General features: G+C 64.1%; 24 protein-coding genes. 11 read left to right on the top strand and 13 right to left on the bottom strand.

The annotated features are described in order from the left end of the window. Positions 1–3: 3 nt before the first annotated feature. The 3 genes from OO12_RS12705 to OO12_RS12715 all read right to left on the bottom strand — a co-directional run bounded on the left by OO12_RS12705 (position 4) and on the right by OO12_RS12715 (position 2,273). Positions 4–735, bottom strand: coding sequence for a hypothetical protein (locus OO12_RS12705; RefSeq protein ID WP_034159034.1), 732 nt, complete (start codon positions 733–735; stop codon positions 4–6). After that, entirely contained in the window at positions 732–1,157 is a 426-nt protein-coding gene (locus tag OO12_RS12710) for a hypothetical protein (protein ID WP_034159035.1), read from the bottom strand. Before OO12_RS12710 ends, OO12_RS12705 begins: the two co-directional genes overlap by 4 nt. 156 nt (positions 1,158–1,313) lie before the next feature. Further along, positions 1,314–2,273, bottom strand: a complete 960-nt coding sequence (locus OO12_RS12715) for a nitrilase family protein (RefSeq protein ID WP_034159036.1) — start codon at positions 2,271–2,273, stop codon at positions 1,314–1,316. A 97-nt stretch (positions 2,274–2,370) separates the two neighbouring features. On the opposite strand from OO12_RS12715, the gene OO12_RS12720 reads away from it, so the two are divergent. Next, a complete protein-coding gene (locus OO12_RS12720) occupies positions 2,371–3,252 on the top strand; it encodes a LysR family transcriptional regulator (RefSeq protein WP_034159037.1) in 882 nt (293 codons plus the stop codon). Between the two features lie 63 nt (positions 3,253–3,315). On the opposite strand, the gene OO12_RS12725 is transcribed toward OO12_RS12720, so the two are convergent. Beyond that, positions 3,316–4,836: a serine hydrolase gene (locus OO12_RS12725; protein WP_235364774.1), complete on the bottom strand. Its 1,521-nt coding sequence runs from the start codon at positions 4,834–4,836 to the stop codon at positions 3,316–3,318. 367 nt (positions 4,837–5,203) lie between these two features. Here OO12_RS12725 and OO12_RS12730 point away from each other — a divergent pair, with 367 nt between their 5' ends. The 4 genes from OO12_RS12730 (at position 5,204) to OO12_RS12745 (ending at position 8,351) form a co-directional block, all read left to right on the top strand. Beyond that, positions 5,204–6,139 (top strand): DUF808 domain-containing protein, encoded by a 936-nt coding sequence (locus tag OO12_RS12730; protein ID WP_034159183.1) that lies wholly within the window; start codon positions 5,204–5,206, stop codon positions 6,137–6,139. Positions 6,140–6,260: 121 nt separating this feature from the next. After that, positions 6,261–6,647 (top strand): hypothetical protein, encoded by a 387-nt coding sequence (locus OO12_RS28570; protein ID WP_034159038.1) that lies wholly within the window; start codon positions 6,261–6,263, stop codon positions 6,645–6,647. 176 nt (positions 6,648–6,823) lie between these two features. Beyond that, on the top strand, positions 6,824–7,315 hold the full coding sequence (locus OO12_RS12740) for a GNAT family N-acetyltransferase (RefSeq protein ID WP_235364775.1): 492 nt from the start codon (positions 6,824–6,826) through the stop codon (positions 7,313–7,315). A gap of 13 nt (positions 7,316–7,328) precedes the next feature. Beyond that, complete coding sequence (locus tag OO12_RS12745; protein WP_082006508.1) at positions 7,329–8,351, top strand: serine hydrolase domain-containing protein; 1,023 nt, start codon at positions 7,329–7,331, stop codon at positions 8,349–8,351. A 114-nt stretch (positions 8,352–8,465) separates the two neighbouring features. Here OO12_RS12745 and OO12_RS12750 read toward each other — a convergent pair whose 3' ends face one another. The 5 genes from OO12_RS12750 to OO12_RS12770 all read right to left on the bottom strand — a co-directional run bounded on the left by OO12_RS12750 (position 8,466) and on the right by OO12_RS12770 (position 13,638). Further along, complete coding sequence (locus OO12_RS12750; protein WP_034159040.1) at positions 8,466–9,395, bottom strand: helix-turn-helix domain-containing protein; 930 nt, start codon at positions 9,393–9,395, stop codon at positions 8,466–8,468. A 72-nt stretch (positions 9,396–9,467) separates the two neighbouring features. Next, on the bottom strand, positions 9,468–9,956 hold the full coding sequence (locus OO12_RS12755; RefSeq protein ID WP_152616402.1) for a hypothetical protein: 489 nt from the start codon (positions 9,954–9,956) through the stop codon (positions 9,468–9,470). Between the two features lie 418 nt (positions 9,957–10,374). Beyond that, positions 10,375–11,106: an HAD family hydrolase gene (locus OO12_RS12760; RefSeq protein ID WP_052215823.1), complete on the bottom strand. Its 732-nt coding sequence runs from the start codon at positions 11,104–11,106 to the stop codon at positions 10,375–10,377. 97 nt (positions 11,107–11,203) lie between these two features. Further along, positions 11,204–13,021 carry a DUF885 domain-containing protein gene (locus OO12_RS12765; protein WP_034159042.1) on the bottom strand — a complete coding sequence of 606 codons (1,818 nt, stop codon included), beginning with the start codon at positions 13,019–13,021 and terminating at the stop codon, positions 11,204–11,206. Positions 13,022–13,152: 131 nt separating this feature from the next. After that, entirely contained in the window at positions 13,153–13,638 is a 486-nt protein-coding gene (locus OO12_RS12770; protein ID WP_200887454.1) for a RidA family protein, read from the bottom strand. 88 nt (positions 13,639–13,726) lie between these two features. Here OO12_RS12770 and OO12_RS12775 point away from each other — a divergent pair, with 88 nt between their 5' ends. After that, a complete protein-coding gene (locus OO12_RS12775) occupies positions 13,727–14,056 on the top strand; it encodes a ribosomal protein L7/L12 (protein WP_034159044.1) in 330 nt (109 codons plus the stop codon). Positions 14,057–14,471: 415 nt separating this feature from the next. Here the strand turns inward: OO12_RS12775 and OO12_RS12780 are convergent, their stop codons facing one another. Further along, complete coding sequence (locus OO12_RS12780) at positions 14,472–16,742, bottom strand: beta-glucosidase (protein WP_034159186.1); 2,271 nt, start codon at positions 16,740–16,742, stop codon at positions 14,472–14,474. Positions 16,743–16,878: 136 nt separating this feature from the next. Then, a complete protein-coding gene (locus OO12_RS12785) occupies positions 16,879–19,338 on the bottom strand; it encodes a TonB-dependent receptor (protein WP_034159045.1) in 2,460 nt (819 codons plus the stop codon). A 170-nt stretch (positions 19,339–19,508) separates the two neighbouring features. Here OO12_RS12785 and OO12_RS12790 point away from each other — a divergent pair, with 170 nt between their 5' ends. The 4 genes from OO12_RS12790 to OO12_RS12805 all read left to right on the top strand — a co-directional run bounded on the left by OO12_RS12790 (position 19,509) and on the right by OO12_RS12805 (position 24,533). Then, on the top strand, positions 19,509–20,759 hold the full coding sequence (locus OO12_RS12790; protein ID WP_034159187.1) for an MFS transporter: 1,251 nt from the start codon (positions 19,509–19,511) through the stop codon (positions 20,757–20,759). Continuing rightward, positions 20,756–21,784 (top strand): LacI family DNA-binding transcriptional regulator, encoded by a 1,029-nt coding sequence (locus OO12_RS12795; protein ID WP_034159046.1) that lies wholly within the window; start codon positions 20,756–20,758, stop codon positions 21,782–21,784. Before OO12_RS12790 ends, OO12_RS12795 begins: the two co-directional genes overlap by 4 nt. A gap of 170 nt (positions 21,785–21,954) precedes the next feature. After that, complete coding sequence (locus tag OO12_RS12800; RefSeq protein WP_152616403.1) at positions 21,955–22,998, top strand: CDP-alcohol phosphatidyltransferase family protein; 1,044 nt, start codon at positions 21,955–21,957, stop codon at positions 22,996–22,998. Positions 22,999–23,000: 2 nt separating this feature from the next. Beyond that, positions 23,001–24,533: an oligosaccharide flippase family protein gene (locus OO12_RS12805; protein ID WP_152616404.1), complete on the top strand. Its 1,533-nt coding sequence runs from the start codon at positions 23,001–23,003 to the stop codon at positions 24,531–24,533. Between the two features lie 26 nt (positions 24,534–24,559). Here OO12_RS12805 and OO12_RS12810 read toward each other — a convergent pair whose 3' ends face one another. Both OO12_RS12810 and OO12_RS12815 read right to left on the bottom strand, forming a co-directional pair. Continuing rightward, on the bottom strand, positions 24,560–25,378 hold the full coding sequence (locus tag OO12_RS12810) for a hypothetical protein (protein ID WP_152616405.1): 819 nt from the start codon (positions 25,376–25,378) through the stop codon (positions 24,560–24,562). Beyond that, a complete protein-coding gene (locus OO12_RS12815; RefSeq protein WP_034159049.1) occupies positions 25,375–25,821 on the bottom strand; it encodes an abscisic acid-deficient protein Aba4 family protein in 447 nt (148 codons plus the stop codon). Before OO12_RS12815 ends, OO12_RS12810 begins: the two co-directional genes overlap by 4 nt. Positions 25,822–25,930: 109 nt before the next feature. On the opposite strand from OO12_RS12815, the gene OO12_RS12820 reads away from it, so the two are divergent. Further along, positions 25,931–26,530 carry a TetR/AcrR family transcriptional regulator gene (locus tag OO12_RS12820; protein WP_052215826.1) on the top strand — a complete coding sequence of 200 codons (600 nt, stop codon included), beginning with the start codon at positions 25,931–25,933 and terminating at the stop codon, positions 26,528–26,530. Positions 26,531–26,603 lie beyond the last annotated feature (73 nt).

Consider the following 26,603-nt stretch of genomic DNA (forward strand, 5'->3'; position numbering starts at 1 on the left):
TCGTCATTTCGCTTCCTTGGCGGTCGCATTGACGCCTTCGATCCGGTTGACCAGGCCACCGAGATAATTCCCGAATGTCGCTCCCTTGGTAAATTCGACCGGCTTGATCTGTGCGGTTGCCAACTCTGCCGGGATGGCCATGTCGGTGGCGGTGCGTGGACGGATGCTGGCCCGCATCGGTGCGACGGCGGGTCGTTTTCCGAAAGGGCCCAGCAATGCCATCTTCATCAGGCCGCCACCGGTCATGGCATGGTCGCCCTCCGCCCAATCGCTTGCGCCTTCGACGACACCAAGGTCCGTCACGGTACCGGCCTCTGCCTTGAAGCTATAGGATCCCAGCGAAAACGATGTCGTGCCCCAGGCCTGGATGACCCAGGTATCGGGGTCGACCTCGAGAAGGTGAAGCCGTGCGCCATCGCCCCTGACGATTTCGCGGTTGCGGAAATATTCCGTGGCGGGCGTCTTGGACGGCAGGGGATTCGCGCTGGCCTTTCCCAGGCCGCGGATGTCGCCAAGCACCGGATCATAATGCGCGAAGCTCAGCCCGGTGGTGAGCGGAAGTGTTTTTCGCGAGCCGGGAAAGTCCGCCATCGGATTTTCCAGCTGCCGGTATTCGATCAGAATATAGGCCTTTGCCGGGTTGAGCGCGACGGGCACCTTCTTCAGCGTCTCGGCCGTTGCGGGTTGAGCGAGCGCCGATACGGCAAGTAGCGCGGCGAACGTCATGGTCTTCATCGTGGCAAAATCTCCCCTTCAGGCGTAGGAGCCGCAGCAAGTTCGAACAGCCGGTCCACGCGTGCCGTGTCTTTCAACTTGCTCAGGTCTTTTTTAACGGGATCGGACGCGGCGACGCGACGATATCCCTTATCCGCCATGCATGTGCGCAAGACGTTGTCGACCAGAGAACGCCGTTCCCGCGAACCGAAGAATCCGGCAAAGAAGCCGCCGGCGGCAGCAGCATATATGTTGTTCGAATAGGGGGCCGTGGTGTTGACGCGAACGCCACCTGCCAGTGCCTCACATTCCGTATAGTCGCGCGCATAGGCTTCGCGGTCGACCCCGACCTTGTGGAAATACACGGACTTGGCGTGCGCGGGTGTGGCGACGGCAAGGGCCGTCGCAATGATCGCTGCGGCATATCGCCCGGCGCCCCTCATCTGATTCCCCCGCCGACCTGCTAGTCGCAGCAATGCCCACCAGCGGAAACTACCGAGGATTTTCTTGCAGATCAATTGCGTAACGTCAGCGTTACTGATGCAGCACTTCGCTTAACGACGGCGGCGGTTACCGAATTTGCAGGATGAGGCCGCAACTCAAGCCTCGCCGAACCGCGTCATCCGGGCGGATTGTTCGTTTCCCTGGGACTCGGTCAGGGCATGATACAAGGCCGGACGCCTGCCGCGCAGCCAGCGCCGGCCGCTGCTCGTCGCGATCAAGCCGAGATCGAGATCGGCGGCCACCATGTCGTCATGCGGTGCCGCGCTTTCCGCCAGGATCCGGCCATAGGGATCCAGGATCATGGCATTGCCGGTCCGAATCTCGCCATGATCGGCGCCGATCCCGTTGCTGAAGGCAATGAACATTCCATTGTCGTGTGCGCGGGCGGGAAGCCAGCGCATGAGCCAGCCACGGCCATTGGGTCCGGCGAGTTCGCGTTGCAGCGGCCCCGGATCGATGTGCCGCCGGTCCCAAAGAACCTGTGGGATCGGCTTCATGCCATAGGGGCTGAGCGAATCGGTTCCACCGGTCTGATGGGGCGCGAGGAGTAATTCGGCGCCCATCAGCGCACAGGCCCTGACGTTCTCGACAAGATTATTGTCCCAGCAGATGAGGATCGCGACCTTCACCCCCCACGGCGTATCGAACACGGTATAGTTGTCGCCGCTGGCGATCTGGCGATGCTCGAACGCATGCAATTTCCGGTGGGTATGTCCCGAGCCATCCGGCAGGCAAAGCCGGTAGGCGTTATAGAGACGCTGGTCCTCGCCCATTTCCAGCCATCCGACACCGATGCCCAGGCCCAATTCGATGGACAGTGCGGCGACATGCGTGATGGACGGGCCGTCCACCGGTTCCGCAAGCCGGCCTATCTCCGCATCAGCGAGTTTCGGAATATGCCAGTATCCGGAAACGCACATCTCGGGAAATGCGACAATATGCGCACCCTCCGCCCGCGCGCGATGAGCGAAATGCGTGATCGTCGAGAGGTTATAATCGGCATCGGCCGCCCGGTGCTGAAACTGAACCGTGGCGATCCGAAGATGGTCGGGCATAGCGGGCGATCCTTTGGGGCGGTGGTCATGGCGGGATAAGTCCGCAAGCATCATGATTACCAATGAAAGATCGATGGCCCTGTGATAACCTCGTGGAATGGACCTGCATCATCTTCGTGCCTTTGTCGCGATAGCGGAGCTGCGACATTTCGGTCGCGCCGCCGCCCGGCTCAACATCACGCAACCGGCGCTGACCAAGCGTATCCGGGCGATGGAGGACCTGCTTGGCGCGCGCCTCTTCGAGCGGGATCGACGGGGAACCATGCTGACCCGGTTCGGCGAACTCCTGCTGCCGGACGCCAGCCGCATCACGGTCGCAGCGGACGATCTGCGCGCGCGGGCGCGACGAGCCGTCGCGGGGGAGTGGGGGCGCCTCGATGTGGGGTTTGGCCTCTCGGCGATCGAACTGGCGCCCCGCCTGGTGGCACGCTATCGCACGGCGCATCCCGATGTCACCGTCAGCTTGAACAATTTCTCGTCAGCTGAACAGATCGAGCGGCTGACAAGCGGCACGCTCGATCTGGGTTTCCTGCGCTTGCCGCCGAGCGGTATGCTGGCGACACGGCCGTTGTTCATGGACCGTCTGGCGATTGCCCGGCCTTTCGACATGCCGTTCGACCGGGACATGGTGTCGTTGAACCGAACGGGCTTCGTGATGCTGGAAAGCGACCGTGGTCCCGGGCTTTCCCACCAGATTGCCGGATGGTGCCACAGCATCGGTTTTATCCCCCGCGTGGTCCAGCGCGCGGATGATATCCAGACGGTGCTGGCTCTGGTGGCGGGCGGCGTCGGCTATTCGATCCTTCCCTATGGAGCGGGAAAATTGATGAACGACAGCGTTCGGCTGGAGCCGATCGATGATCCTGCCGCCAGTTGGACCATCGGCATGGCCTGGCGATCGGATCGTCAGAATCCCGCGTTGCGGAACTTCATCGCCGTGGTGGACAAAATGGGCATCGCCGGCTTGCCGCAAGACTAGAGTCCACACAATATGGAGCCCGCGCCCGGAAAGGACGGGGCTTCGATGGGCTCTTTTCTGCGCCTATTTGCGCGTGAACTTGTCGCCGCCCAGTTCCAGCATGGTGATCTGTCCCGCCGGACCAAAGGTGAAGCCCACCGGGGTCAAGCCGACAATGCTCATCTGGCCGAGGCTCTTCCATCGCGCCTTGAATTTGTCCTTGCCCTCATGATCGAGCACCGCTGAGGTCGCCGGACGTGCGAGCATCAGCTTGCCGTCGACCAGCGTGATTGCGATGTCGCCCAGCATTGCGCTCGAATAGGTGCCGACATAGCGATCGAGCGGCAGAGTCGGGGGCGACACCGACGCCGGCGGCGGGGGCGTGTTCTCGCGCGCGATCCGGGCCGCATCGTCGCTTGCCTTCTTCAGCACGGCGCTGTGATCGATCACCGGACCGCCGAGAAAGGCGTCGAGCACGCGCAGCTCGACGGCGGTGGGCAGCATGGTCCGCAGCCCGTTGGTCAGCACGACCACGCCCAGCTTCTTGTCCGGTATCATCGCGACCATGCTCTGCATCCCGTCGATCGCGCCGGAATGCGTGACGATCTTCTGTCCGCGATATTCCTGGACGCCCCAGGCGAGGCCATATTCGCTGAACTTGAAAGTCGTGCCGGGGCCACCGCGCGGTACGATCTGGCCGGTGTGCATTTCCGCCAGAGTGGCGGGGGCGATCAGCTGCCTGCCCTCGAACGTGCCGCCGCCCAGTTGCAGGCGCAGCCACTGCGCCATGTCGCGCGCGGTGGAATTGATCACGCCGGCACCGCCGACATTGTCGATCATGCGATAGTCGATCGGCACCATCTTGCCATCGATCAGGGCGTGTGGGGTCGCGACATTGGCCAGACCCTTGAGCTCAGTGATGCTGGTATAGCTGCGGCGCATGCCGAGCGGCTCGAAGATGCGGGTGGCGACGAACTTGTCATAGCTGATACCTGCGACGGAGGAGACGACCTCACCCGCGACGATGAACATCTCGTTCTGATACTGGAACTGGTTGCGGAAACCGATCGACTCGGTCTGGAATCGCATCCGCCGGATGATCTCCTTGCGATCGAACCCGGATCCGTACCAGAGGTTGCCATTGGTGACCACGCCGGTCCGGTGGGACAGCAGGTCGCGTACCGTGGCGTGGCGCGTGACATAAGGATCGTCCATCTCGAACGACGGCATGTAATCATGCACCGCGCCGTCCCAGGCGATCTTCTTTTCGTCGACCAGCATGCCGAGCGCCGCCGAGGTGAATGCCTTGGTCGCGGATCCGATCGCAAAGACCGTGTCGGCATCGACCTTTCCCGGCTTGCCTTCCTCGCGGACACCGAAGCCCCGGGAATAGACGATCTTGTCGTCCTTGATGATCGCGATGGACATGCCGGGTACCAGCCAGCTTTGTCGCGCGGTCTCGATATAGGCGTCCAGCCCCTCGAGCGCGGCGCTAGTCGAGGGGGCGGTGAGTGTTGCGGCCGCCGGGGTGGCTGTCTGCGCCAGGGTCGGGATCGCGGGCGTGATCAGGGCCAATGCCGTTGCGGACAGAATCACATGCTTCATTCGCGCGATCGAGATCATGATCTGGGCCCCCTCATTATGGCGGTATCATTGATCAAGCTGTGCATTTTTTCAACCCAATCGGGACATATTTATCCTAATTGGGTATATATTTTCGATTTCGGAGCATTTTTCGGTTCTGAAGGAGCGGGCGGAGCGGAGCGGGGTTTCGACGATGCGCAGCATCGTTGAAATGGCTGCCGTTGTGGTGACGGCCAGCGACGATCGGAAAGGCGCCCCGGGGGATGGCGGGCGTCGCAATCCCCTTCCAGCGGCCTGGAGACAGGTAAACCGTTCCCTGTCCTCACCAATATCTTGTCTCGCGTCGCCGCACCCGGCATGGGCGCAGGTACAACAAGGGGAATGCATGATGCCCGGTGGCCTGGCTGCTCTGCTCGACGATATCGCGGCGATCGCCAAGGTGGCTGCGGCGTCGGTCGACGATGTCGCGGGCGCGGCGGGGCGGGCCGGGGTCAAGGCGGCGGGCGTGGTCATCGACGATACTGCGGTGACCCCGCGCTACGTGACCGGCCTCAGCCCCGCGCGCGAGCTGCCGATCATCGCCAAGATCGCGGTTGGGTCGCTCAAGAACAAATTGCTGTTTCTGTTGCCCGCCGCGCTGCTGCTCAGCGCGTTCGCGCCCTGGGCGATCACGCCGCTACTGATGCTCGGCGGCGCCTATCTCTGCTTCGAAGCGGCCGAAAAAATCATCGAGGCGCTGCTGGGACGGCATCATGGCGACGAAGCGGTAGCGATCGCGGATGATCCCGCCGAGCTGGAGGCGCGGCAAGTGTCGGGCGCGATCCGCACCGACTTCATCCTGTCGGCCGAGATCATGGCGATCGCGCTCGCCGAGATCGAAGGCACTTCGCTCTGGACCGAGGCCGCGGCGCTGGCGGTGGTCGCGATCGGCATCACCGTCGGGGTGTATGGCGCGGTCGCGCTGATCGTGAAAATGGATGATGTCGGGCTGCACCTGGCGCAGCGCCGGACGGCGGTGGCGCGCGCAGTCGGCCGCGCACTCGTCTGGGCGATGCCGCGCGTGCTATCGGCACTTTCGATGATCGGTGTCGCCGCGATGGTATGGGTCGGCGGCGGGATCATCGTCCATGGGCTGGAGAGCTTCCACCTCGATACCGTGCCGCACGCGGTCCATGCCGCCGCCGCCGCCGCGGCGCTCGCGGTGCCGGCGATGGCGGGTGTGGTGAACTGGCTGGTGACGGCGGCCTTGTCGGCGGTGGTCGGGTTCGTCGTCGGGGGCGTGATCGTCGGGGTCATGCATTTGCTGCCGCGCAAGGCGCATTGAGGGACTACCGGGGACCCGGCATCTTGGTTCGAATGCCGGGAAAGGGCCCAATCTTCGCGGTTCGCTCGCCGAAATGCGCTGCCCGATTGCCGACGTTCGATCATTCGGTACAAACGGGGTCGTGAAACATCGCGGGATTATAATTTTCGGGACCATCCTGATCGTGGCGATCACCTGTGCCTCGCTGGCGCGTCATACGCTTGGACGCACCCGGCCCGACTTGGTGGCCTGGTTTTCGTTCGATGATGGCCCGCTGACTTTCGCCCGCGTTTACACCTCCGGTTCGGTCGGTCCCTTCAGGGTCGGCGATACACGTGCCGCCACGGCAAGCCGGCTGTCAAAAGTGCAGGTGCCGGCGCAAGACATGCCTCAGCTGTGGCGGCAGCGGCCCCAGTGGAGCCTTTCTCTCCCGTCGCGGGGCGGTGGTTATTCCACTTACACAATCACTTTCACCGATGATCGTGTAATGTCCATTCAGGCATTCTACTCTGTATTTGCCGGGTTATAGCCGAACGGCTGGTATTGCGGGCATGGGGTCCGGAAATCGCCGGTCCGTCGACCACCAGCAGCGATGTTGGCGATGTCTTGTGAGAAGTCCAGGAAGGTCATGAAGCACTTGTCCGTAACTGACCGCCATCAGCATGCCGTGCGCGACCGGTTATCGTCCAGATGACGGAGGGAATGATGCACTGGCGCCAAATGACCGAAGCCGATCTGGCGGAGGTCGCGGAGATCGCAGCGCTGGCCTTTCCCGATCATCGCGAGAGCCTGTCCTGTTTTGCCGAACGGCTGACGCTGAGCCCTGCGCTCTGCTTCGTGCTTGAGGATGGCGGCGCGCTGTTCGGCTATCTGATCGCCTATCCCTGGCCCGAAGGCAGTATTCCGCCGCTGGATAGTTTGCTCGGCGCGCTTCCGACCGAGCGGGACGCGCTCTATCTTCACGATCTCGCGCTCCGTCCCGAAGCCCGGGGCACCGGGCAGATGAAGAACATCGTGGGGCGGTTGAGCGAGGCAGCGCGCCGGAGTGGCGCCAGAAGGATCGCTTTGGTGTCGGTCAATGACTCGGTTGGCGCGTGGCGCGCGAACGGTTTCGAGATCGCCGACAATGATCCCGCGATCCGCGCCAAGCTCGCCAGCTATGGCGATGGCGCCCATTATATGACCCGCACGATCTGAAGGACGGCGCCTCATGAGATTAAGGTTGATCGGCATCGCGGTCTGGATTGCTTGTCTTTGGACGCTTCCCCTGGCTGCTCAGAGCGACAAAAAGCTGGAAGCGGTCCTTGCCGGATGGGATCATGACGACCATCCCGACCTGCGCGGTGTCGTGGTCATGCGCGGGGGCCGGATCATTGCCGAGCGCTATTATAATGGCGAAACCGCCGACACGCTTCATGACGTGCGATCGGCGGGAAAGAGCATCACGTCGCTGCTGGTCGGTATCGCGCTCGATCGGCGCAAGATCCGCAGCGTAAACGATCCGGTCGAAGCGTATTGGCCGGAAGCCAAAGGCAGCCCGATCGGGGATGTCGCGGTGCGCGATGTCCTGACCATGCGGTCGGGCCTGGCCGCGTTCGATGAGGATGCGGCGTCGCCCGGCAACGAGGACAAGCTTGATGAAGCGGCCGACCCTCTGGCGTTCGTGTTGCATGTGCCGCGCGCCGATCCGCCGGGTTCGGTCTATCGCTACAATTCCCTGACTGCTTATACCGCCGGCATCATCGTGACGAAGGCGGTCGGACAGCATATGGCCGATTTTGCCGGCGCCGCGCTGTTCGAGCCATTGGGTATCCGACAATGGCGCTGGGTGTCCGACACCGCGGGTTATACCAAAGGGCAGGGAAATCTGTCCCTGACCGCGAGGGGATTCGCGACGATCGGTGACATGGTTCGCGGCGGCGGCGTCTATCACGGTCGCAGGATCGTCAGTGCCGCGTGGCTGCGCGACGCCCTTGCACCCAGGGTCGCGATTTCCGCCAGTGATCCATATGCCGATGGTTATGGCTATTTCTGGTATTCGAAAACGCAGCAGATCGGCGGAAAGCCAGTGGCGATATCTTTTGCGTCGGGCAATGGCGGCAACAAGATCTATGTAGTCCCGAGCCGGCATCTCGTCGTTGCGATCACCTCCAGCGCCTATGGCCATGGTTATGGCCAGCGTCGTTCGGAAAACATTCTCAAGGCCGTCCTGTCCGCCCTTCCGGCCAAATGATCCATCACGCCCCGTTCGCTCCGGGCGGCATCGCAACCAAGCGCCAGGCGTCGTGCATGGTTTCGACATCGTCTGAAGCGAACGGGACGTGATGCCGTTCGGTCTCGCGCCGCGCTACACCGGCACCGCCGCCTTCATCGCGTTGTTAAGCCAGGCCCAGGCCTGGCTTTCAGCGTCTGTGATCGTCTCGCCGCGCAACTGTGCGAGCAACTGGCGGTAACGGCCCATGCGGCCCGCCTGCTTCTTATATTGGGCGAGATGCCAGTCGACGAACGCGCGGTCGGGCTCCCGCCCCATCGCCCGGGCAGACGCCTGAAGCCAGTCGTGGGCGATCGCTTGCCCTTCTGCGCTGTCCGGCGCGAAGTCGCGGTCGACGGCCCGGGTCGCCGCTTCATAGGTTTTCAATGACGCGTCCTGATAGGCGGCCGGATCCAGCGCGCCGGTCCAGAACAGGCTGGCCTCGGCGCGCAGTTCCTGCGCGAAGGTCTCATCCTCCAGCAAGGTGGCCAGTTCGTCCCACGCCGCGATCTGCTCCGCAGTCGGGTCGTCGGGCAGGACGGGGACGCCCGTCGTCACCAGCCGGTCGCGCCATTCGTCGTCGATCGATGCGCCGTCGGCAATCCGATCGACGAATGTTTCGACAAGAGTATGCATGTGCGTGTTGCTCAATCTGCTCATGGTCCAAAGCCTCCTTAAATCATCTGCGGCAGGTTCTGGGATGCGAAGTGCGGCACGAAGGACGGCGGCGGTCCGGCGCTTGGCCAGGATCTCGGATTCGAGAATGTCGAGCCGGGTACGCAATACGTCCCGGAGCGACAGCCGGCTGCGCAGCAATTTCTCAATTGCCGCGAGGCCGACACCCGCATCGCGAAGCGCCCGAATGAGATCGAGCTTCGCGACATCGGCATCCGCGTAGAGGCGATAATTGCTCGCCGACCGAAGGTTCGGCGGCAGCAGGCCCTTGTCGGAATAGAAACGGATGCGCCTGACCGACTGGCCCGTCAGGGCCGCCAAATCGCCGATCGTGTACAATTTCACTCCCATGGCGACTCGATTACGGCCTCCACCGAGTGGAGGGTCAACAGGGAAAATTCGACGGGGCGGGAAGGATTGAGGCTATGCGCCGGCCAGGCCCGATACCCAGCCACGCTGACGTTCCAGTAGCGCATCGGTCAATTCGGATGACGCCGCGGGCATCAGCATCGTCACCAGCATGGGGCGCTCCCGCACGTCGGCGACGGTGCCAAAGGGTGCTTCCTGTCCTGAGGTCAGTTGCCGGACCAGATTGGTCTGCCTGATACTGCCGAGATAGGACTCGATCAGCCAGGCATTGGTCTCCGCATCGGCACCCGATACGAATAGCGACGACGTGACGATGCGGTCGTCATGCCATAGCGAGAAGACGGCGTTGCCGCCGCGCGCGGTGGCGTCGAGCTTGCAGGGTTCGCCATCGACTCTGAAGGGACGTTCGATCTTCCCTTCGCGCGGCCAGTCCGGACCATCGCCGATCGCATCGAACCAGCCGCTGCGAATGAGATCGCCATCGGGAAAGAAGACGAGCTCGAAGATCTGGAGCGGCGGTTTCTTCTTGCCCAATCCGAACATGCCCATTTTCCCATGCAGGCCGCAAAGGGCCGATCAGTGGTGCCCCGCCGAGATCGCATTCTCCCAGACACCAACGGGACTCTGGTGTCAGCCGTTTGCCAACCCATTACGGGCCGGTTGAGTTCATTGCCCGGCCCCAGTTCGAGCAAAAAATCCGGCGCGTCCGTGTCCGTGGTGCGGTCCGGATCGAAACATTGTGCCGCCCGGATGCGGTCAGGACCGGGTTCCGGCGCGATGCGCGCATCCGCTCCATGCTTGCCGGGCAGCGTCTCGTCCGCGAACAGGGCGGCCATTGTCAGGGCATCATAGGAAACGATGTTTAATGAATCACTCGACGCCGCGATGCCGCCGGTGATTTCCCTGAAGCCATGTTCCGCCGGCGCCGCCTCAGGCTATCCGGTCGCCGATCCGTCGTTCCTCAGCGCAATGCAGGTCCATTTGTTTGATCGAACGGAGAGTTAATCGCGTCGATCAGGGCTGGCAGCTCGGCAAGGCTGGCGAGCTGGCGAAAGCGCGGATGCCGTTCGGGCGGGGCTGCGGTTTCATGGGCCCAGGCGCCGGCTTGCGGAATGAACGCCGCCCATGCCCCGGCTTCCAGCGCCGGCAGCACATCGGAACGCATCGAATCCCCGGCCATGATCGCACGCTCCGGCGCAATGCCGTGGCGCTCGAACAGGCGCGTGAAGGTGTCGGCCTTCTTGTCGCTGACGATCTCGATCCCGTCGAACCGCTCGCCCAGCCCCGAGGCCGCGAGCTTCGCTTCCTGGTGCAGCAGGTCGCCCTTGGTGACCAGGATCAGGCGGCCCCGCTCCGACAAGGCGGCGAGCGTGTCCTCGATCCCGTCAAACAGCTCGACCGGATGCGCCAGCAGGGCACGTCCGGCCGCCAGGATGTCGGCGATGGCCTGTGCCGGCAGGCTGGCGCCGCCAAGTTCGATCGCCGCCTCGATCATCGACAGCGTGAAACCCTTCGCACCATAGCCATAAAGCGCGAGGTTACGCGCTTCGCATGCCTCGAGCACTTCGCGGGCGATATGCGCATCCGCGAAAGGCCGCAGGATCGCGAGCAGCGCTTCCTCCGTCGCGGCGAAGTGGCGCATATTGTGCCACAGCGTATCATCGGCATCGAGGCAGATCAGGTCGACAGGCATGCGTCGCCGCTAGCAGGCGATGATGCACGCTGGCTAGACCCGTTTTCCGCGGCGATCGTGCCGGGGCGGGCCCATCACGATCGTTGCATTCGCCCGCTCAGCCCTTGCCCTTGAGCAGCGCGATCCGCTGATCGATCCGGCGTTCGAGTATGCTCAGCGGCATTGCGCCTTCCTTGAGTATCTCGTGGAATTGCTTGAGGTCGAACTTGTCGCCCAGCGCTGCCTGCGCTTTCTCTCGCGCGCGGGTCCAGGCCATATGGCCGACCTTGTAGCTGCACGCCTGACCGGCCTGGGTGCAATAGCGTTCGACTTCGCGCTGCGTGCGCGGGCGCGCGAAGCCGGTGGTGGCGACCATATAATCGGTCGCCTGTTCGCGGCTCCAGCGCTTGGCGTGGATGCCGGTATCGACCACCAGCCGGGTGGCACGGAACAGGAAGGACTGGAGATAGCCGGCGCGTTCCAGTGGCGAGCGATACGCCTTTAGTTCGTCCGCCAGCTGCTCGGCATACAGCGCCCAGCCTTCGGAGTAAGCGGAGAAGAAACCAGTCTTGCGTAGCGTCGGAATGTCCTTCGATTCCTGCGCCAGGCTGATCTGCAGATGATGGCCTGGCACCCCCTCATGATAGGTCAGCGAGGGCAGGGTGTATTTGGGCCAATCGCCGACGTCCTTCAGGTTGACGAAGTAGATTGCCGGCCGAGTTCCGTCGAGCGAAGCGCGGTTATAATAACCGTTCGACGCGCCGTCCTGGATTTCGACCGGCACCGCGCGGATTTCCAGCGGCTGAGTCGGCACGGTCGCGAACACTTGCGGCAAGCGATCGTACATTGCCTTCACGCCTTCGTTCAGCCCGGCGATCAGTTCCGCGCGCCCCGCGTCGGTATTGGCATAGAGCTGGTCGGGCGCGACGTTCAGTTTGGCCAGCCGCTCACCGACCGTGCCGCTGGTATAACCTTGCGACCTGAGGATCGTGTCGAGCTGCGCACTGATTTCCGCGACTTGCGCCAGCCCGATCCTGTGCACCTCGTCGGGGCTCATCATGGTGGTGGTGGCCTGGTTCAGCGCCATCGCATAGATCGCCTCGCCATTCGGTACGCGCCAGATGCCGTCACCCGCCTTGGTGCCGGACTTGAGCCGCTCGATCAGCGCGATCTGCCGGTCGAGCGCGGGATAGATTTTGCTCTCGACGATCTTCGCGGCCTGGCCCTGCCAGTCGCCGGCAATGCCCTTGGCCGCGGCGCGTTTGGCCAGCGACTGGACGATGCTCGACGTCGCCGCGGGCTGTTCGCGCAGTTTGTGCATCTGACCCAAAGTGAGGTCGAGCGACCAGCCCGGGGCGAGGAAGCCCTTCGCCGCCTCGGCCTGCTGCATCGCGCTTTCCTGATCGAGCACCGTTGCGAACTGGTCGAGCCGCGACAGATAAGCGTCGGCGTCGGACTTCGTATTGATCGTGTGCGCGGTATTGAGGAAATCGGGCACCGAGAAATAGGCGCCGCCCTGCTGGAAGATGCGATAGGGCCGGATCGCGCTGTCGATGCCGAATTTGTCGGCCGAGGCGATTTGCGTGTTGAGCGAATAGCGCACTACCTCCAGGTTGAGCGCTGCCGCCGGGGACAGGCTGGCCGGGTCATATTTGGCGAGGCGCGCGATCGCCGCCTTGGTCTGCGCCACATCGGCCGCGCGCTTGGCGGCGGTGCGCGGCGAGAGCTGGCTCTTGGCGGCCGCCAATGGCCCCTTGTCGAGGCCGAGCGAGGTGGCGAATTCGGGTGAGCGCGCGACCGCCTGCTGGAAGATCTGCTCGAAATCGGTATCGAGCGCTGCATCGCCGCCGGCGCCGAGTGCGGCCAGTGCCGTGCCCGGCAAGGTGGTGGCAAGCGCGGCCATGCCGCTGGAAGCGAGGAACTGGCGACGATTCATGGTGGGCGACCCTCTCGATAGGCTGATTAAGGCTCAGTCTAGGCGAGCGCGCCGCGTTCGCCAGTGGCATCTGACGGATTGGTGCGGATTTTGGCGTTCGTTGCACAGTTGGCCCGGACGTCGCGGCGCCATCACGCTGCGGCAACCACCTCAATCTCAACCAGCCATTCGGGAAGCAACGTCTTGACGACGATCGCCGCCGTCGGAACGCGGCGATCGCCGAGCGCGCGACTGCGGGCGGCCGCATTGGCTTCCGCAAAATCATGGTCGGTGAGGTAGCTGGTGAGACGAACGATATTATCGACCGTCATCTCGGCCTCGGCGAGAATGCGGACGATGTTCTTCCAGATGAGGATCAACTGATCGTCCAGGCCCTCGGGCGCATTGCCCGTTTCATCCAGCCCCATCGTCCCGCTCAGATAAAGAAATCTGGTTGGCGCAATAACCTCCATCGCATGCACGTAATCGTCACTGGCCGGGTAGACGCCATTGGTGGGATTTCGCGGTATCATGCGCATCTCATTCTCTCCTTTTCGCGATTGGGCATCGTACGACGGTTGTTGCGCAAATCCGAATGACGCGTGCCGTTTCCCGTGGGCCGGGCCGAACGGATCCATAGCCGATATGGCGTGACAATTCGGCGTCCGGTGCGTTGAATGGCGGCGTCGCGATATGGCGCGGTCGTCAATTGCACAGGAGTCAGATGTGTTCGTACCCCTTCCCATCCTGATCGCCCTTGGCGTCGTCTTCGCCATTCTGGTCGTGCTGGCGCTGCGCCGTGCGCGGGCGCGCGACCCGCTGCTCGGCGGACAGCCGCCGGTCTATCGTCCAGCGCCGCTGCGCCATCAACCGACGGCCAACGCAACGGTGGACGTATCGGGCGGTGGGCAGAGCAATGTCATGTCGCCCGAAGTTCAGGCGCAGGTCGTCGCGCTGATCTCGGCCGGCCGCAAGATCGAGGCAATCAAGGTTGCGAAGGAAGCGACCCGGCTCGGGCTGAAAGAAAGCAAGGATCTGGTCGAAGGACTGGAATAGCGCTGGGACCGGCCGGCGATTCAACCTCGCCATGGGTTGCCGCATATTAAAGCAGGGCGAGCGCTGATCGGCGTTCGGCCGGCTCTTTCTCATGGTCGGGAACGGGATGATCGTCACCCCTGTTCCGTCGAAAACGACCCCTGCTATTCCGCTGTTCCACCCCTGTTATCGATAACAGGAGTGAGAGGGTATAAGTTACCGGAAAGGATTGGAGAATTCGACTGCGAAATCCAACTTAACAGGGTGGTTTTTTTATTTGCCGCATAACAGGAGTGGAAGTCGTTGCGGGGAGGGCGTTCCCACGTCTCGACTCTCATACGGACCGTTCTCCAGGATTTGTGCCGCATGTTCTTCAACCAGTTGCTCCCCCCGGCGCAGGAGTATCGTCTGGTAAAGGGGTGACTTCGGTCCCGCCTCACTTCCCGAAGCGGCGCTCCGTCAGCATGCCCTGTGCGGCGATCCCGCCCGTGCCGCTGGCGTCCTGCGCCAGCGTCACCCGATAGCTTCCGCCGGCGATATGCCATTGATGCCCGGCATCGTCCCAATTGGCCAGGATGCGCGGCTCCGCGGTCAGCGTGACATGGCGGGTCTCGCCCGGCTTCAGCGTGACGCGCTGGAACGCCGCGAGACGCGGCGCGCCATCGGCATGCGTGACATAGATTTGCGGCACATCTGCACCGGCGCGGGCACCCTTGTTGGTCACGTCAAAGCTGATTGTCAGCGTCTGGCCGCCAGTGACTTTCAGATTGGCATAGCCGAAGCTGGTATAGGACAGGCCATGGCCGAACGGGAATAGCGGCGTCAGCTTCTTCGCCGCATACCAGCGATAACCGACATCGCTGCCCTCCTGATACTCGACTGGGAAGGAGACCGGCGCGGCGCCCTTGCCACCGTCCGAATTGGCCGCGGCAACGCGGTCGGCGGCGGTCTTCAGCGTCGACAGGCCAACCGGTTCAGGACGTGGCGCCTGATCGGCCGAGCGCGGGAAGGTGATCGGCAGGCGACCCGAGGGGTTGACCGCACCGAACAGGATGTTGGCGATCGCTTCGCCGCCGCGCTGGCCGGGATACCAAGCCTGGACCACGCCATCGACGCGGTCGATCCATGGCATCAGCACCGGGCCGCCGGTTTCCAGCACCACGACGGTCTTCGCATTCGCGGCGGCGACCGAGGTGATCAGTGCATCCTGATTGTCGGGCAGTGCCAGCGTCTCGGCATCCTGTGCCTCGGTCTGCCACTGCGTGGCGAAGACAATGGCGAGATCAGCCGATTTGGCGGCGGCTGCGGCGGCAACCGGATCGCTGCCGTCGATGAAGGTCACGTCGGCGCCGGGGGCAAGCTTGCGGATCGCGGCAAGCGGGGAGGAAGCGTGATAGGTGACGCGTGCGAACGATGCGGCCGCACCGCTGGTCAGCGGGATCTCGACCGGCGCACCGCCGACCGAGCGGACCTGCGACGATCCGCCGCCCGACAGCACGCCGACATCGGCATGGCCGCCGATCAGCACGATGCGCTTCGCGGTCGCGGAGAGCGGCAACAGCTTCTTCTCATTCTTGAGCAGTACGATGCCGGCTTCCGCTGCGGCCTGCGAAACATTGGCATGAGTCGCGTAATCGATCGGCTGCGCGGTCTCGGGCATTGGATGGTCGAGCAGGCCATTCTCGATCATGCCGGTCAGGATGCGCGTGACCATCTGGTCGAGCCGTGCCTGCGGCACGCTGCCATCGGCTACGGCGGCGGCGAGCGGGGCGGCGAAATAGGGTTGCTTGTCGAGCTCCTTGCCCGATTGCTGGTCGAGCCCGGCAATCGCGGCCTTGACGGTCGAATGCACGCCGCCCCAGTCGGACATGACCCAGCCCTTATAGCCCCAGTCCTTGCGCAATATGTCGGTCAGCAGGACCGCATTCTCGCACGCCCAGTCGCCGTTGACCTTGTTATAGGCGCACATCACGGAGCCGGGCCGGCCACGCTCGATCGCGATCTGGAAGGCGAGCAGATCGCTTTCACGCAGAGCCGACGGGGTGATCCGCGCGTCGAGCAGCATGCGCCCGGTTTCCTGCGAATTGAGTGCGAAATGCTTCACCGTCGAGACGATGTGGTTGCTCTGCACGCCGCGGATCGCTTCGCCCGCCATCTCGCCGGCGAGCAGCGGGTCTTCGCCGAGATATTCGAAATTGCGTCCGTTCCACGGATCGCGCGTCAGATTGACCCCGCCGGAGAGCAGGATGTTGAAGCGCTTGGCGCGCGCTTCCGACCCGATCATCGCACCGCCCCGATAGGCAAATGCCGGGTCGAAGGTCGCGGCGGTGGCAAGGCCGGCGGGAAGCGCGGTCGCGACATCGCCCTTGCGCTGTTCGACCTGGTTGGCGACGCCGAGGCTCGCATCGCTTTCGCGCTGCGTCGGGATGCCGAGCCGGACGATTGGCGGAGTGTGGCCGGCGGAGGGGATCATGTCGGTCGGGGAGCCCGGCTTGCCGGTTGCGTGCGGCGGGAAGAAGCTGAAGACGAGCTGGAGCTTTTCGGCCTGGGTCATCGCCTTGACCAGCTTCGCTGCGCGGGCCTCGGCATTGGTGCCGATGGTCGCTTTGGTGGCGGGCGCACGCTTTACGGTGCGGGCATTGACCATCGTCGGCATCGCTGCCGAAACCAGCATGACGCCGATCACGGCCCGGGTCCTGAAACTCATCATGTCATGTCGCCTTCCACATGCCGACAGCCGGACGCCTCCGAGGTTTCAGGAGAGGCGCCGGCGGTGGTCTTCACGGAAAAAAAGGGCGGGCAAGACCGACAGGGGGGAGGGGAGGTCTTGCCCGCCGGGTCTATCAGAACGACGCCTTGATGCGGGCACCAATGGTACGCGGCGATTGATAGACCGAGAGGAACACGGGGTCGTAGCGCGTCGGGCCGAAGGTGCTGGCGCCGGTGCGGATCTTGCTGTCCTCGACATTCTGCACGAACGCCTCGACGCTGAAGCTGTCGCCCGGTGCGGTGTAGCGGAGCGACAGGTCGCTGCGCGTATAGGCCTTCTGGCTGTCGAAGCCGTCGCCATAGACCACGACCTGGCCAGTGGTCAGCGTGCGCGGTTTGAAGTCGCCGTTGAAATAGGTGAGGTAGCTCTTGGTTTCGTAATGGATCGTGCCGCGCGGCGTGATCCGGCCGCCGTTCGGCAGCACGAAATCATGTTCGTAGCTGGCCGTCGCCGAGAAACGCGGCGCGTGCGGCAGTTCATTGCCCTTCAGGTCGCGCGCGGCGGCAAGGTTGCCGCCATCGTCGAAGCGGCCGTCGATCGCGATCAGCGTGTCGAGCTTCGTCTTCTGCAGGGTGCCGGCGAATTGCAGCCGGTCATGATCGGTCAGATTGGCGTTGAGTTCGGCCTCGAAGCCATAAGCCTTGGCGCCCTTGGCGTTCTGCGTGCCGACCTGACTGCTGATCGTGTTGCCATTGGCGTCGCGGATCGTGACCACCTGATTGACCTGATAGCCGCGGAAATCGGAATAATAGGCCGCGACGTTGAGCGTGACGCGGCGGTCGAACAAGCGGGTTTTCAGGCCGACTTCATAGTTGGTGATCGTCTCCGGGTCAGTGGTCTTGCCGCCGTCCTGGATGTTGCCCGACTTGAAGCCGCTGCTGACGCTCGCATAGCCGAGCATGCCGGGCGCGAGATCGGCATCGACGCGGGCGAGATAGGTGAGCTTGTTCCAGCTACCCTTCACGTCATTGTTCGAGATCGAGAAATTGCCCTGAGGGAACAGCGCGAGCAATTCGTCGGCGGTGGCGTTGGGATAGGCGCCGAAGAAATTGGCGAGGCAGGACGGCGCGCCAACCGCCGGGCAGCCGAACGCGGTGATGTTGCGTCCGCCAATATCGGCCTTCTTGTCATGGGTGTAGCGCAGGCCGCCGGTCAGGCGGATCGCATCGGTTGCATGCCAGGTGACCTGGCCGAAGCCGGCGAGCGAGTCGATGGTGCGCTTGGCCTGGATGAAGCTGCCGACGAATGCGCGGGTGCTGCCGTCGCGATAGCCGTCGCGCTGGTCGACGTCGAAGCGGATGCTGTTGTTCTCATGTGAATAATAGGCGCCAAGAATATAGTCGAAGCGGTTCTCGCCAGTCGATTTCAGCTGCAGTTCGTGGCTGGTGAAATCATAGCGTGAACGCACCGTGCGGTTCTCGCCGAACGCGCCGAGATAAAGCTGGTGGCCGGTCACCGGGTCGAAGCCGCCGGTCGGCGGCAGCGCGCCGGCGTCGGCGTCGGCCTGAGTGCTGCCGCCAAGGCGCGAGAAACCGGCGATATAGCTGATCTGCGCATGATCGCTGATGTCGAGATTCATCGTGCTGCGGACCGCGACCGAATAGCGGTCGGTATCGGGTGCGGTGTCGCTGAGCGTCGAGAACAGCTTGGTGCCGGCGCGGGGCGTTTGCAGCAGCGAGATGACCGGTGCGCCCTTGTCGAGAAACCCTTCCGCGCTGAGGTTCCAGGAGAAGCGGTCGCTTGGCTGCCACAACAGGCTGAGGCGGCCGGACATCTGGTCCTGCGCGTAATATTTCTTGCCAGTGGTGATGAAGGCCGAACGATCGACATTGGGCACATTGGGTGCGGGCTGGAAATCGGCATAGCCGCTATGGCGTTCGGTGACGAAGGCGAAGCGCGCCGCGAGCGTATCGGTGATCGGCACGTTGATCGCGCCGCGCGTGCCAACGCGATTATAATCGCCGACGATCGCTTCGGCATAGCCGCCGAGCTTGTCGAAGGTCGGCTTGGCCGAGATCAGGCCGACCGCGCCGGCGGTCGCGTTGCGGCCGAACAGCGTGCCCTGCGGCCCGCGCGACACTTCGACGCGCTCCATGTCGTACATCAGCACCGAGGCGCCCTGCGCGCGCGGCGAATAGATGCCGTCGATATAGATCGCGACCTCGGGATCGGCGACTTCAGTGAAGGCGGTGTCGTTGCCGATGCCACGCAAGGTGAGCAACACAGCTGACTGATCGCCCTGCTGGTTGAACTGCAGGCTGGGCACGAACCGCGCCAGATCGGTGATATTGTTGACCTGTTGCCGGTCAAGCGTCGCCTGGCTGAAGGCGGAGACAGCAAGTGGCGTCTTTTGCAGGCTGGTCTCGCGCCGTGTGGCGGTGACCAGAATATCGCCTTCAGCCACGGGTGCGGCGGTTGTCGCCGGATCGGCGGCCTGCTCGGCGGGCACCGGCGCGGTCTGGGCGAACGCAGGTGCTGTCACAAGGAACGAAGTGGCGAGCATGGTGCTCGCGGCGAACAGAGACCGTTTCATGAAATCCTCCCACACGACTCACCCTTTTGATCGGGCTTGGCGGCACCCAGAGGCGCGCTCGACATCGATGTCAACAAAAACCGACATCGATGTCAAAGGAGACCGACATCGATGTCAAATTTGTGCCGGACAGTTGCACGATTGCATCGCTCCGGTCATGACAGGCCGTGGTGACCCCAGCATCAGATTCCCCCTCGGACCCCGGAGCACGGACCGGCAAGACACTGTTCGAACTGTCGATCGGGGTGTTCTTCCTGGGCGGCTTCCTGACCTCGATCGTCGGGTTGCTGGTGCCGCGCCTGACCCTGACTCTCGGGCTCGATTATACCCGCGCGCTGCTGGTGCAGTTCGCCTTTCACCTGAGCTATCTGCTGTTCGCCTTTCCGATCGCTATCGCGATCCTGCGCATTGGATATATGCGGTCGATCGTCGTCGGGCTGAGCGTGATGCTGGCGGGATGCCTGGTGCTGATCGCCTCGGCGGAATGGCGCTCGTTCGTGCTGGTGCTGCTCGCGCTGCTGACGCTGTCCACCGGGATCACCTTCCTGCAGATTGCGGCCAATACCGTCGTCACCGTGGTCGGCCCGTCGCGCCGCGCCGCCGCGCGGCTGACGCTGTTGCAGGGCTTCAATTCGCTTGGCACGGTGCTCGGGCCGCTGATCGGCGCGGTGTTCCTGCTCGGGTCGATCGGGATTGGTCGCGCGGGACCGGCGGGTGACGACGCGGTGCCGTTCATCGCCGGCGCAATCCTGCTCGGGTTGCTGGCGATCGCTTTCTACCGGCAGCGCAATTTGCTCGGCAAGGCGGCGTTGACTCCAGCCGGAGCAGTGCTGGGCGACCTGTCCGTCGTGCTGCGCGACCGGCGGTTGCTTGCCGGGGCGGTGGCGATGTTCGCGTATGTCGGGGCGGAAGTCGCGATCGGCACGCTGATCCCAAACTTCCTGATGCTGCCCGAGATCCTGCATTCGCCGCCGCTCGCCGCCGGGCAACTGGTCAGCCTGTATTGGGGCGGGGCGATGATCGGGCGGTTCGCTGGCGCGCTGCTGCTTCGGCGGATCGATGCCGGGCTGTTGCTGGCGGTCGCGGGTATCGGGGCGATGGTGCTGGCCGTGATCGCCAGCCTGGCCGGAGGGGTGACCGGCGCCGTCGCGCTGATCGCGGTCGGGCTGTGCAATTCGATCATGTACCCGACACTCTATGCGCTGGCGCTGCCCGAGGATGAAGCGCAGGCGCCGCTCGCGTCGATGCTGCTATGCATGGCGGTGGTTGGCGGGGCGATCGTGCCGCTGCTGACCGGCGTGCTGGCCGACCGGATCGGGCTGGCGCTGTCGCTGTTGTTGCCCGCATCCTGCTATTTGGTCATTGCCGGGTTCGCGGCGGGGAACCGGAAATCGGCCAATCCTGTGGCGATGGCGGCATGAAGCCGATCACGATCAAGGAAGTCGCGGCGCGTGCGGGCGTGTCGCCCAAGACCGTGTCGCGCGTGATCAACGATGAGGATCATGTCCGTCCGCCGGTGCGCGAGCAGGTGATGCGCGTGGTGCGCGAAATGGGCTATCGCCCCAACAGCTTCGCGCGCAGCCTGTCGAGTTCCAAATCCTATCTGCTCGGGTTGCTGGTCGACGATCCCGCCTCGGGTTATGCCGCCGACGTCCAGCTTGGCGCGCTGCTGCGCAGCCGCGACCTTGGCTATCATCTGGTGATCGAACCACTCGACACCGCGACACCGGACTGGCTCGGGCAGATCGATACGGGGTTGCGCGCGCTTAATCTCGGCGGTGCGATCCTGACACCGCCCTTGTGCGACCGCGCCGACCTCATTGCCGTGCTCGAACGCCACGGGTTGCCGTTCGTGCGCATCTCGCCGAGCAGCGATGATGAACGGTCGGGATCGGTCAGGATGGATGACCGTGCCGCCGCACGCGACATGACGCGGCATTTGATTGGCCTTGGCCACCGCGACATCGCCTGTATCAAGGGCGATCCGGTCCATAGCGCGTCGGGGCTGCGCTATATCGGCTTTCGCGACGCGATGCGCGAGGCCGGGCTGTCGGTGGCGCCGAACCGGACGCTGGAAGGGGATTTCTCGTTCCGCTCGGGGCTTCGGCTCGGCGAGGAGATATTGGCGAGCGACGACCGGCCCAGCGCGATCTTCGCCAGCAATGACGATATGGCGCTGGGCGTATTGGTGACCGCGATCAAGCATGGCATCGTCGTGCCCGACACGCTATCGGTCGCCGGGTTCGACGATGCGCCGGTCGCGCGCGTGTCCTGGCCACAACTGACCACGGTGCGCCAGCCCAAGGTCGAAATGGCGGCCGCGGCGGTCGATATCCTGACTGATCCGACCTATGCCGCGAACCCGGACAAGGGATCGTTCAGCCGCAATCTGCCTTATGAGCTGATCGTCCGATCAAGCACGGCCCCGCCCGCGCGGCATTCATAGCCGTTCCGAAACGTTACCGTCCGGCACAGCTGACACATAGTCGCCTGTCGCTGCCATTTTCCCGCCTCACATTGCCCGAAGTCGATCAGTGTATTGGCGGTGAGTTGTACGGCGCGAATTAGCACTTACCTGTCTCGCACACACGCATTCCGGCAGCAAAAGGGTTGTGGATGAGTAGCAGGGCTGACGCACCGGTCGGAAGCGATGTGCGACTTGTCTTTCCCGGCGCGGCGGCGGCTGAGCGGCGAGTGGGTGGCGTAGCCCTGGTGGCGCATGCGACCGCGCAACTATACCGTCGTGGCGCGCGCCAGATCTGGATCGATTTGCAGGATGGCGGCCGCTTGTCGCCCGTGGCGGCCGACGATGTGCGGCGCGCGGGGGATGATGCGTCGATCCATTTCGTGCTCGATCATGAAGCACGGCGGCTGAAAGCGGCGGAGATCGCGCCGATCACCATCGCCGACGTGGTCGAGGCGACCGGCAAGCCGAGTGACGGGCTGGCCTCGCGTTGGGTCAACCGGCCGGTATCGCGACGCATCTCAGCCCAGCTGCTGCGCATTTCAGGTCTGCGCCCCTGGCACGCGACGGCCGCGGTTGGCCTGGTTGGCGTGGTAATGATCCTCAGCCTGTTGTTCGGCGGCTATGCCGGGCTGGTCGCGGGCGGCCTGCTGTTCCAGACGGCATCCGTGCTCGACGGGGTCGATGGAGAGGTCGCGCGCGCGACTTATCGCAGCAGCGCACGCGGCGCGTTGCTCGACACGAGTGTCGACATGGCGATCAATGTCGGCTTCTTCGTCGCGGTGACGATCAGCCTGACCCAGCTTTACGGGCAGAGCCAGGCGCTGGCCGGTGGTATTGCGATCATGCTGGTCGTGACCGGGCTGAGCCTGATGGCATGGCTTGCGCGGCGGCTCGGCAAGCCGGGTGATCTCAATTTCCTCAAGCGTTTCTATCGGCAGCGCTTTCCAAGGGGGTTTGCCGCGAGCATCACCAGCGCGCTGGTCGCCGTCACCAGTCGTGATCTTTTCGCGCTGATCTTCGCATTGACCATCCTGGCGGGCGGCGGCCGGTTCATCCTGTTCGCGCTGTGCGGCTTTGCGATGCTGTGGTTGTTCCTGGTGCTGTGCGCGGTGCGGCCGATCCTGCGCGGGTCCGCCGGAGCTGAAACGATCGCGGGCGCGCTGGCGGTCGACGACACGACGCGCCTGGCCTGATCTTGGCCCGCGACGACACTCATCCGATCGGGCAATCAGGCGGAACCGCCGACCGGATGATCCTGCGCGGCGCGTTTTCCACTGCGTTTGGCTTCGTCATCCGGCTCGGTGCGCGCTTCCTGTTCCTGTTCATTGCCGGGCGGCTATTCGGCGCCGGCTTGTTCGGCGCGTACAGCATTGCCGTCGCGGTACTCGAGGCCAGCGTTGGGTTGACCGGCCTGTCGTTGAAGAAGACGCTGTTCCAGCTGCTCGACCGCAATGTCGAAGCACGGCGGCTCGAAACGGAGGGCAAGGGGGCGGGCAGGCCCGATTTCCACATCGTGCTCGACGCCGTGCTGCTCGTGGTGCTGGCGAGCGCCTGTGTTGCGGCACTGATCATGGGGGCCACCATTTTGGTCCCGCGCGACGTGGCCGGGTCGGCCGCGACCGCCTTGTTCTGGATCGCGCCGATGATTGCGGGGCAGGCACTGGCCGACGTGTTGTTCGCGGCGACACGCTGGACGCATGTCGTGAAGCATGAGGTGATCGGGCGCAGCATCGTCGAACCCTATTCGCTGCTCACCGGTACGGTCGTCGCCTATGTGCTCGGGTTCGAACATACGGGGCTGATCATCGGCTATTGGGTCGGCAATGTGATGCTCAACGGCTATGCGCTGTATGCGGTGCGGCGTTGTTTCCCGCATTTCGCGCTGCGCAGCTACCGGCCAGGATGGCGCCTGTTTGCGCTGCTGCGCGAGCTGCTGCCCAATACGGGTACCGACGTGATCAACGGCATCTTCACGCGGCTCGATCTTTATCTGGTCGGCATCTTCCTCGGTAATCACTGGGCCGGCATTTACGGCATGGCGCAGCAACTGCGCACGCCGCTGCGCCACGCGCGGCAGAGCTTCGACAGCATGCTGGTGCCGATGGTCGCGCGCACGTTGTCAGTCAGCGGCCAGGCGCGCACTGTCACTGCGCTCGCCACGGCCGCGCGACTGATCCTGTCGGTGCAGACCGCCTTCCTGGTCGCATTCGTCGCGGTTGGCGGACAATTGCTCGAACTGTTCGGGGCGGGGTTCAGCGCAGGCTATACGGCGCTGATCCTGCTCACTGTGGCGGAAGCGGTGCAGGGCACCTTCGGTCTCGGCGATTTTCTGTTCGTCTACCTCCGGCCCAAGACCGGGCTGCTGATCATGGCGGTGAGCTTCATCGTGTGCGCCGCCGCCGCGATCAGCTTCACCCCGCGCTTCGGCGTCGCCGGGGCGGCCGCCGCAGTGCTGCTGGCGACAATGGTGCAGGCAGCGCTGCGGCGGCTGGTGTTACGCGCACAACTCGGCGTGCGTGCGCCGCTTGCGCCATTATGGCCACCGCTGGTGGCGGGTGCCGCCGGGCTGGCGGTTGCGCTGGGAGTTGGAAGCGGGGTGAATAGCGGCTTCGGCTTAGCGACCCTGACCGCGTTCGTCGCGACGGCGGCGGTCTATGGCGGTGTGCTGTTGGCGTCGCTGCGCCTGTCGGGGCAGAAATTGGCGATCAGCGGGTTTGCGGCCGGGTAAGGGGCGCCACCCGAGATGCTCCCGCTTCAGCCGATCAAAGGCCGACCTGCGACTGCCTGAGCGAAAATGGCGAGGGTCGCGAACGTATAGACCAAGGTTCCGGTGGTCAGCACGGTCCAGCGCAACCGCTCACTCAGGCCGCGCGTCAGCAAAGCGAGGAACGGGATTGCCTGCATCGCATGGATACCGAGAAAATGTCCGGGGCGCAGATCGCCGCCGGTTCGGTTCCAGCCGAACAGCGGCAGCTGCCCCGCCGCCGTGCCGACACTATGGCCGGCCTGCGAACTCAAATAGCCGCCAAGGCCGCCGCCGAGCAGGAAGCAAAGCAGCAGGCCGATGACCACCGCGGCGATCAGGTCTCGGCGGGCGCCAGATGCAGGCCGGCGGGCGATCTCCCAGGCAAGCGGTACCGTCGTGCTGATGAACAGCACCGCGAACACGCCCATCGTCGTGTACATCATGGCGTCGAACGGCGTGGCGACATTGAAGTGCGAGCGCTGGCCGTGCGCGGCCTGCCAACTGATCCAGCCGATCTCATAAGCCGAGGCAATGATCAGCAGCCAGACCGTGCCGATCATCAGCGGCGAGCGGCGGCGTTCCGGGCGGACCAGCGCGAAGCACCAGGCGAAGGTCAATGCGAACATCGCGGTCGAGACAAAGAACTTGGCTGGCTTCACCCAGACATCGACTCCGTCGATCTGGCGCGGGTCGATGCCCTGCAAGGCGAGGCTGAGCGGCAACATGGCGAGCAGGGCGAGGCCGTACCAGACCAGCTCCGGCTGCAGCCGGCGGAATATGGTCAGCATGGTCGAGGACCGGACAGGGAAGGGGAGCGCCGCGATCATTGCACCAGCCCGACACGGCGCGCTGCGGCGAAGCGCAGCACCAGGAACAGCAGCAGGCCGACCGGACCGACCATGAAGGTCAGGATCAGGCACGGGATGATCAACAGACGTGGTACGCCGGCGTCGAGTCCTTCGCGCACGATCCAGCAACCGACGAACAGGTCGAATGCGAGATAATGCAGCCAGCCGGCGGTCAGCGCCGCGTTATTGGCGAACAAGGTGCGGACCTGTTCGATCGAGCCGAAGCCGCCGCCACCCCCCGCGGCCATCGCCTGGCCGAACAGCAGCGCATAGGCGAGCCCGGCGAGCAGTGGGAAAGCGATTGCCGCGAAAGTCCAGGCGACGATCCGGGTCTGCACGACGAACAGGCTGAGCAGCAGCCCGAGCCAGCCGAGCATGGCGATCATATTGCCGAGAGAGAATGCCAGATGGGGGTCGATCATTGGTTGTCGCCTTTATCTTTACACCGTAAAGTAGCGGTATGATGATCAATTTTTACACTGTCAAGATTTGGATCAAGGCCAGAGGCAAGAAGCGCATCGAGGCAAGTCGATGACCGCGCGCGGCTATCATCATGGCGATCTGCGCGCGGCGCTGATTACGGCCGCCGTTGCGGTGATCGAGGAGCGCGGCGTCGACGCCTTCAGCTTGCGTGAGACGGCGCGACGCGCGGGGGTGTCGGCGACTGCACCCGCGCATCATTTCGGCGATGCGCGCGGGTTGCTGACCGAGATTGCGACCGAAGCGTTCATTGCGCTGGGCGATGCGCTGGCGGCGGCGGACGCTGCTGCCGGCCCGACCCGGCGGGCGCGGTTGATGGCGCAGGGTCAGGCCTATGTCAGGTTCGCGCTCGCTCATCCCGGGCGTTACCGCTTGATGTGGCGCAAGGCGTTGCTCGACAAGAGCGCGCCCGGTCATGTCGAAGCAGGCGACCGGGCCTTTACGATACTCGACCACGCGGCGCGCGGCGCGGATGCGGTCGGCGATTCGGGGCCCCGCGATCTCGCGCTGGCGCCGTCGATCGCTTGCTGGTCGCTGGTCCATGGCTTTGCCGCGCTCGCACTCGACGGGGCGTTCGCGCCGCAGGGGCAGGAGGCGGAGGGGCTGGAGCCCCTGCTGGAGCGGGCGCTGGGGTATCTCGAGCTGGACTAGGGTCGATGACGGTCGACGATTTGCGGGCTGTGATCGAATAACGGTCAGATAGCAGTCAGCGGCAATCGGCGCG

Source organism: Sphingomonas sp. ERG5 (assembly GCF_000803065.1).
Taxonomy (GTDB): domain Bacteria; phylum Pseudomonadota; class Alphaproteobacteria; order Sphingomonadales; family Sphingomonadaceae; genus Sphingomonas.

Coding starts and splice junctions, on each gene's coding strand:
- OO12_RS12810 (WP_152616405.1), bottom strand. CDS start 25,378: ATGATCGCGGCGCTCCCCTTCCCTGTCCGGTCCTCGACCATGCTGACC.
- OO12_RS12705 (WP_034159034.1), bottom strand. CDS start 735: ATGAAGACCATGACGTTCGCCGCGCTACTTGCCGTATCGGCGCTCGCT.
- OO12_RS12765 (WP_034159042.1), bottom strand. CDS start 13,021: ATGAATCGTCGCCAGTTCCTCGCTTCCAGCGGCATGGCCGCGCTTGCC.
- OO12_RS12800 (WP_152616403.1), top strand. CDS start 21,955: ATGAGTAGCAGGGCTGACGCACCGGTCGGAAGCGATGTGCGACTTGTC.
- OO12_RS12770 (WP_200887454.1), bottom strand. CDS start 13,638: ATGGATCCGTTCGGCCCGGCCCACGGGAAACGGCACGCGTCATTCGGA.
- OO12_RS12720 (WP_034159037.1), top strand. CDS start 2,371: ATGGACCTGCATCATCTTCGTGCCTTTGTCGCGATAGCGGAGCTGCGA.
- OO12_RS12750 (WP_034159040.1), bottom strand. CDS start 9,395: ATGGGAGTGAAATTGTACACGATCGGCGATTTGGCGGCCCTGACGGGC.
- OO12_RS12815 (WP_034159049.1), bottom strand. CDS start 25,821: ATGATCGACCCCCATCTGGCATTCTCTCTCGGCAATATGATCGCCATG.
- OO12_RS12785 (WP_034159045.1), bottom strand. CDS start 19,338: ATGAAACGGTCTCTGTTCGCCGCGAGCACCATGCTCGCCACTTCGTTC.
- OO12_RS12755 (WP_152616402.1), bottom strand. CDS start 9,956: ATGTTCGGATTGGGCAAGAAGAAACCGCCGCTCCAGATCTTCGAGCTC.
- OO12_RS12715 (WP_034159036.1), bottom strand. CDS start 2,273: ATGCCCGACCATCTTCGGATCGCCACGGTTCAGTTTCAGCACCGGGCG.
- OO12_RS12780 (WP_034159186.1), bottom strand. CDS start 16,742: ATGAGTTTCAGGACCCGGGCCGTGATCGGCGTCATGCTGGTTTCGGCA.
- OO12_RS12760 (WP_052215823.1), bottom strand. CDS start 11,106: ATGCCTGTCGACCTGATCTGCCTCGATGCCGATGATACGCTGTGGCAC.
- OO12_RS12745 (WP_082006508.1), top strand. CDS start 7,329: ATGAGATTAAGGTTGATCGGCATCGCGGTCTGGATTGCTTGTCTTTGG.
- OO12_RS12710 (WP_034159035.1), bottom strand. CDS start 1,157: ATGAGGGGCGCCGGGCGATATGCCGCAGCGATCATTGCGACGGCCCTT.
- OO12_RS12820 (WP_052215826.1), top strand. CDS start 25,931: ATGACCGCGCGCGGCTATCATCATGGCGATCTGCGCGCGGCGCTGATT.
- OO12_RS12725 (WP_235364774.1), bottom strand. CDS start 4,836: ATGAAGCATGTGATTCTGTCCGCAACGGCATTGGCCCTGATCACGCCC.
- OO12_RS12795 (WP_034159046.1), top strand. CDS start 20,756: ATGAAGCCGATCACGATCAAGGAAGTCGCGGCGCGTGCGGGCGTGTCG.
- OO12_RS12740 (WP_235364775.1), top strand. CDS start 6,824: ATGCACTGGCGCCAAATGACCGAAGCCGATCTGGCGGAGGTCGCGGAG.
- OO12_RS12730 (WP_034159183.1), top strand. CDS start 5,204: ATGCCCGGTGGCCTGGCTGCTCTGCTCGACGATATCGCGGCGATCGCC.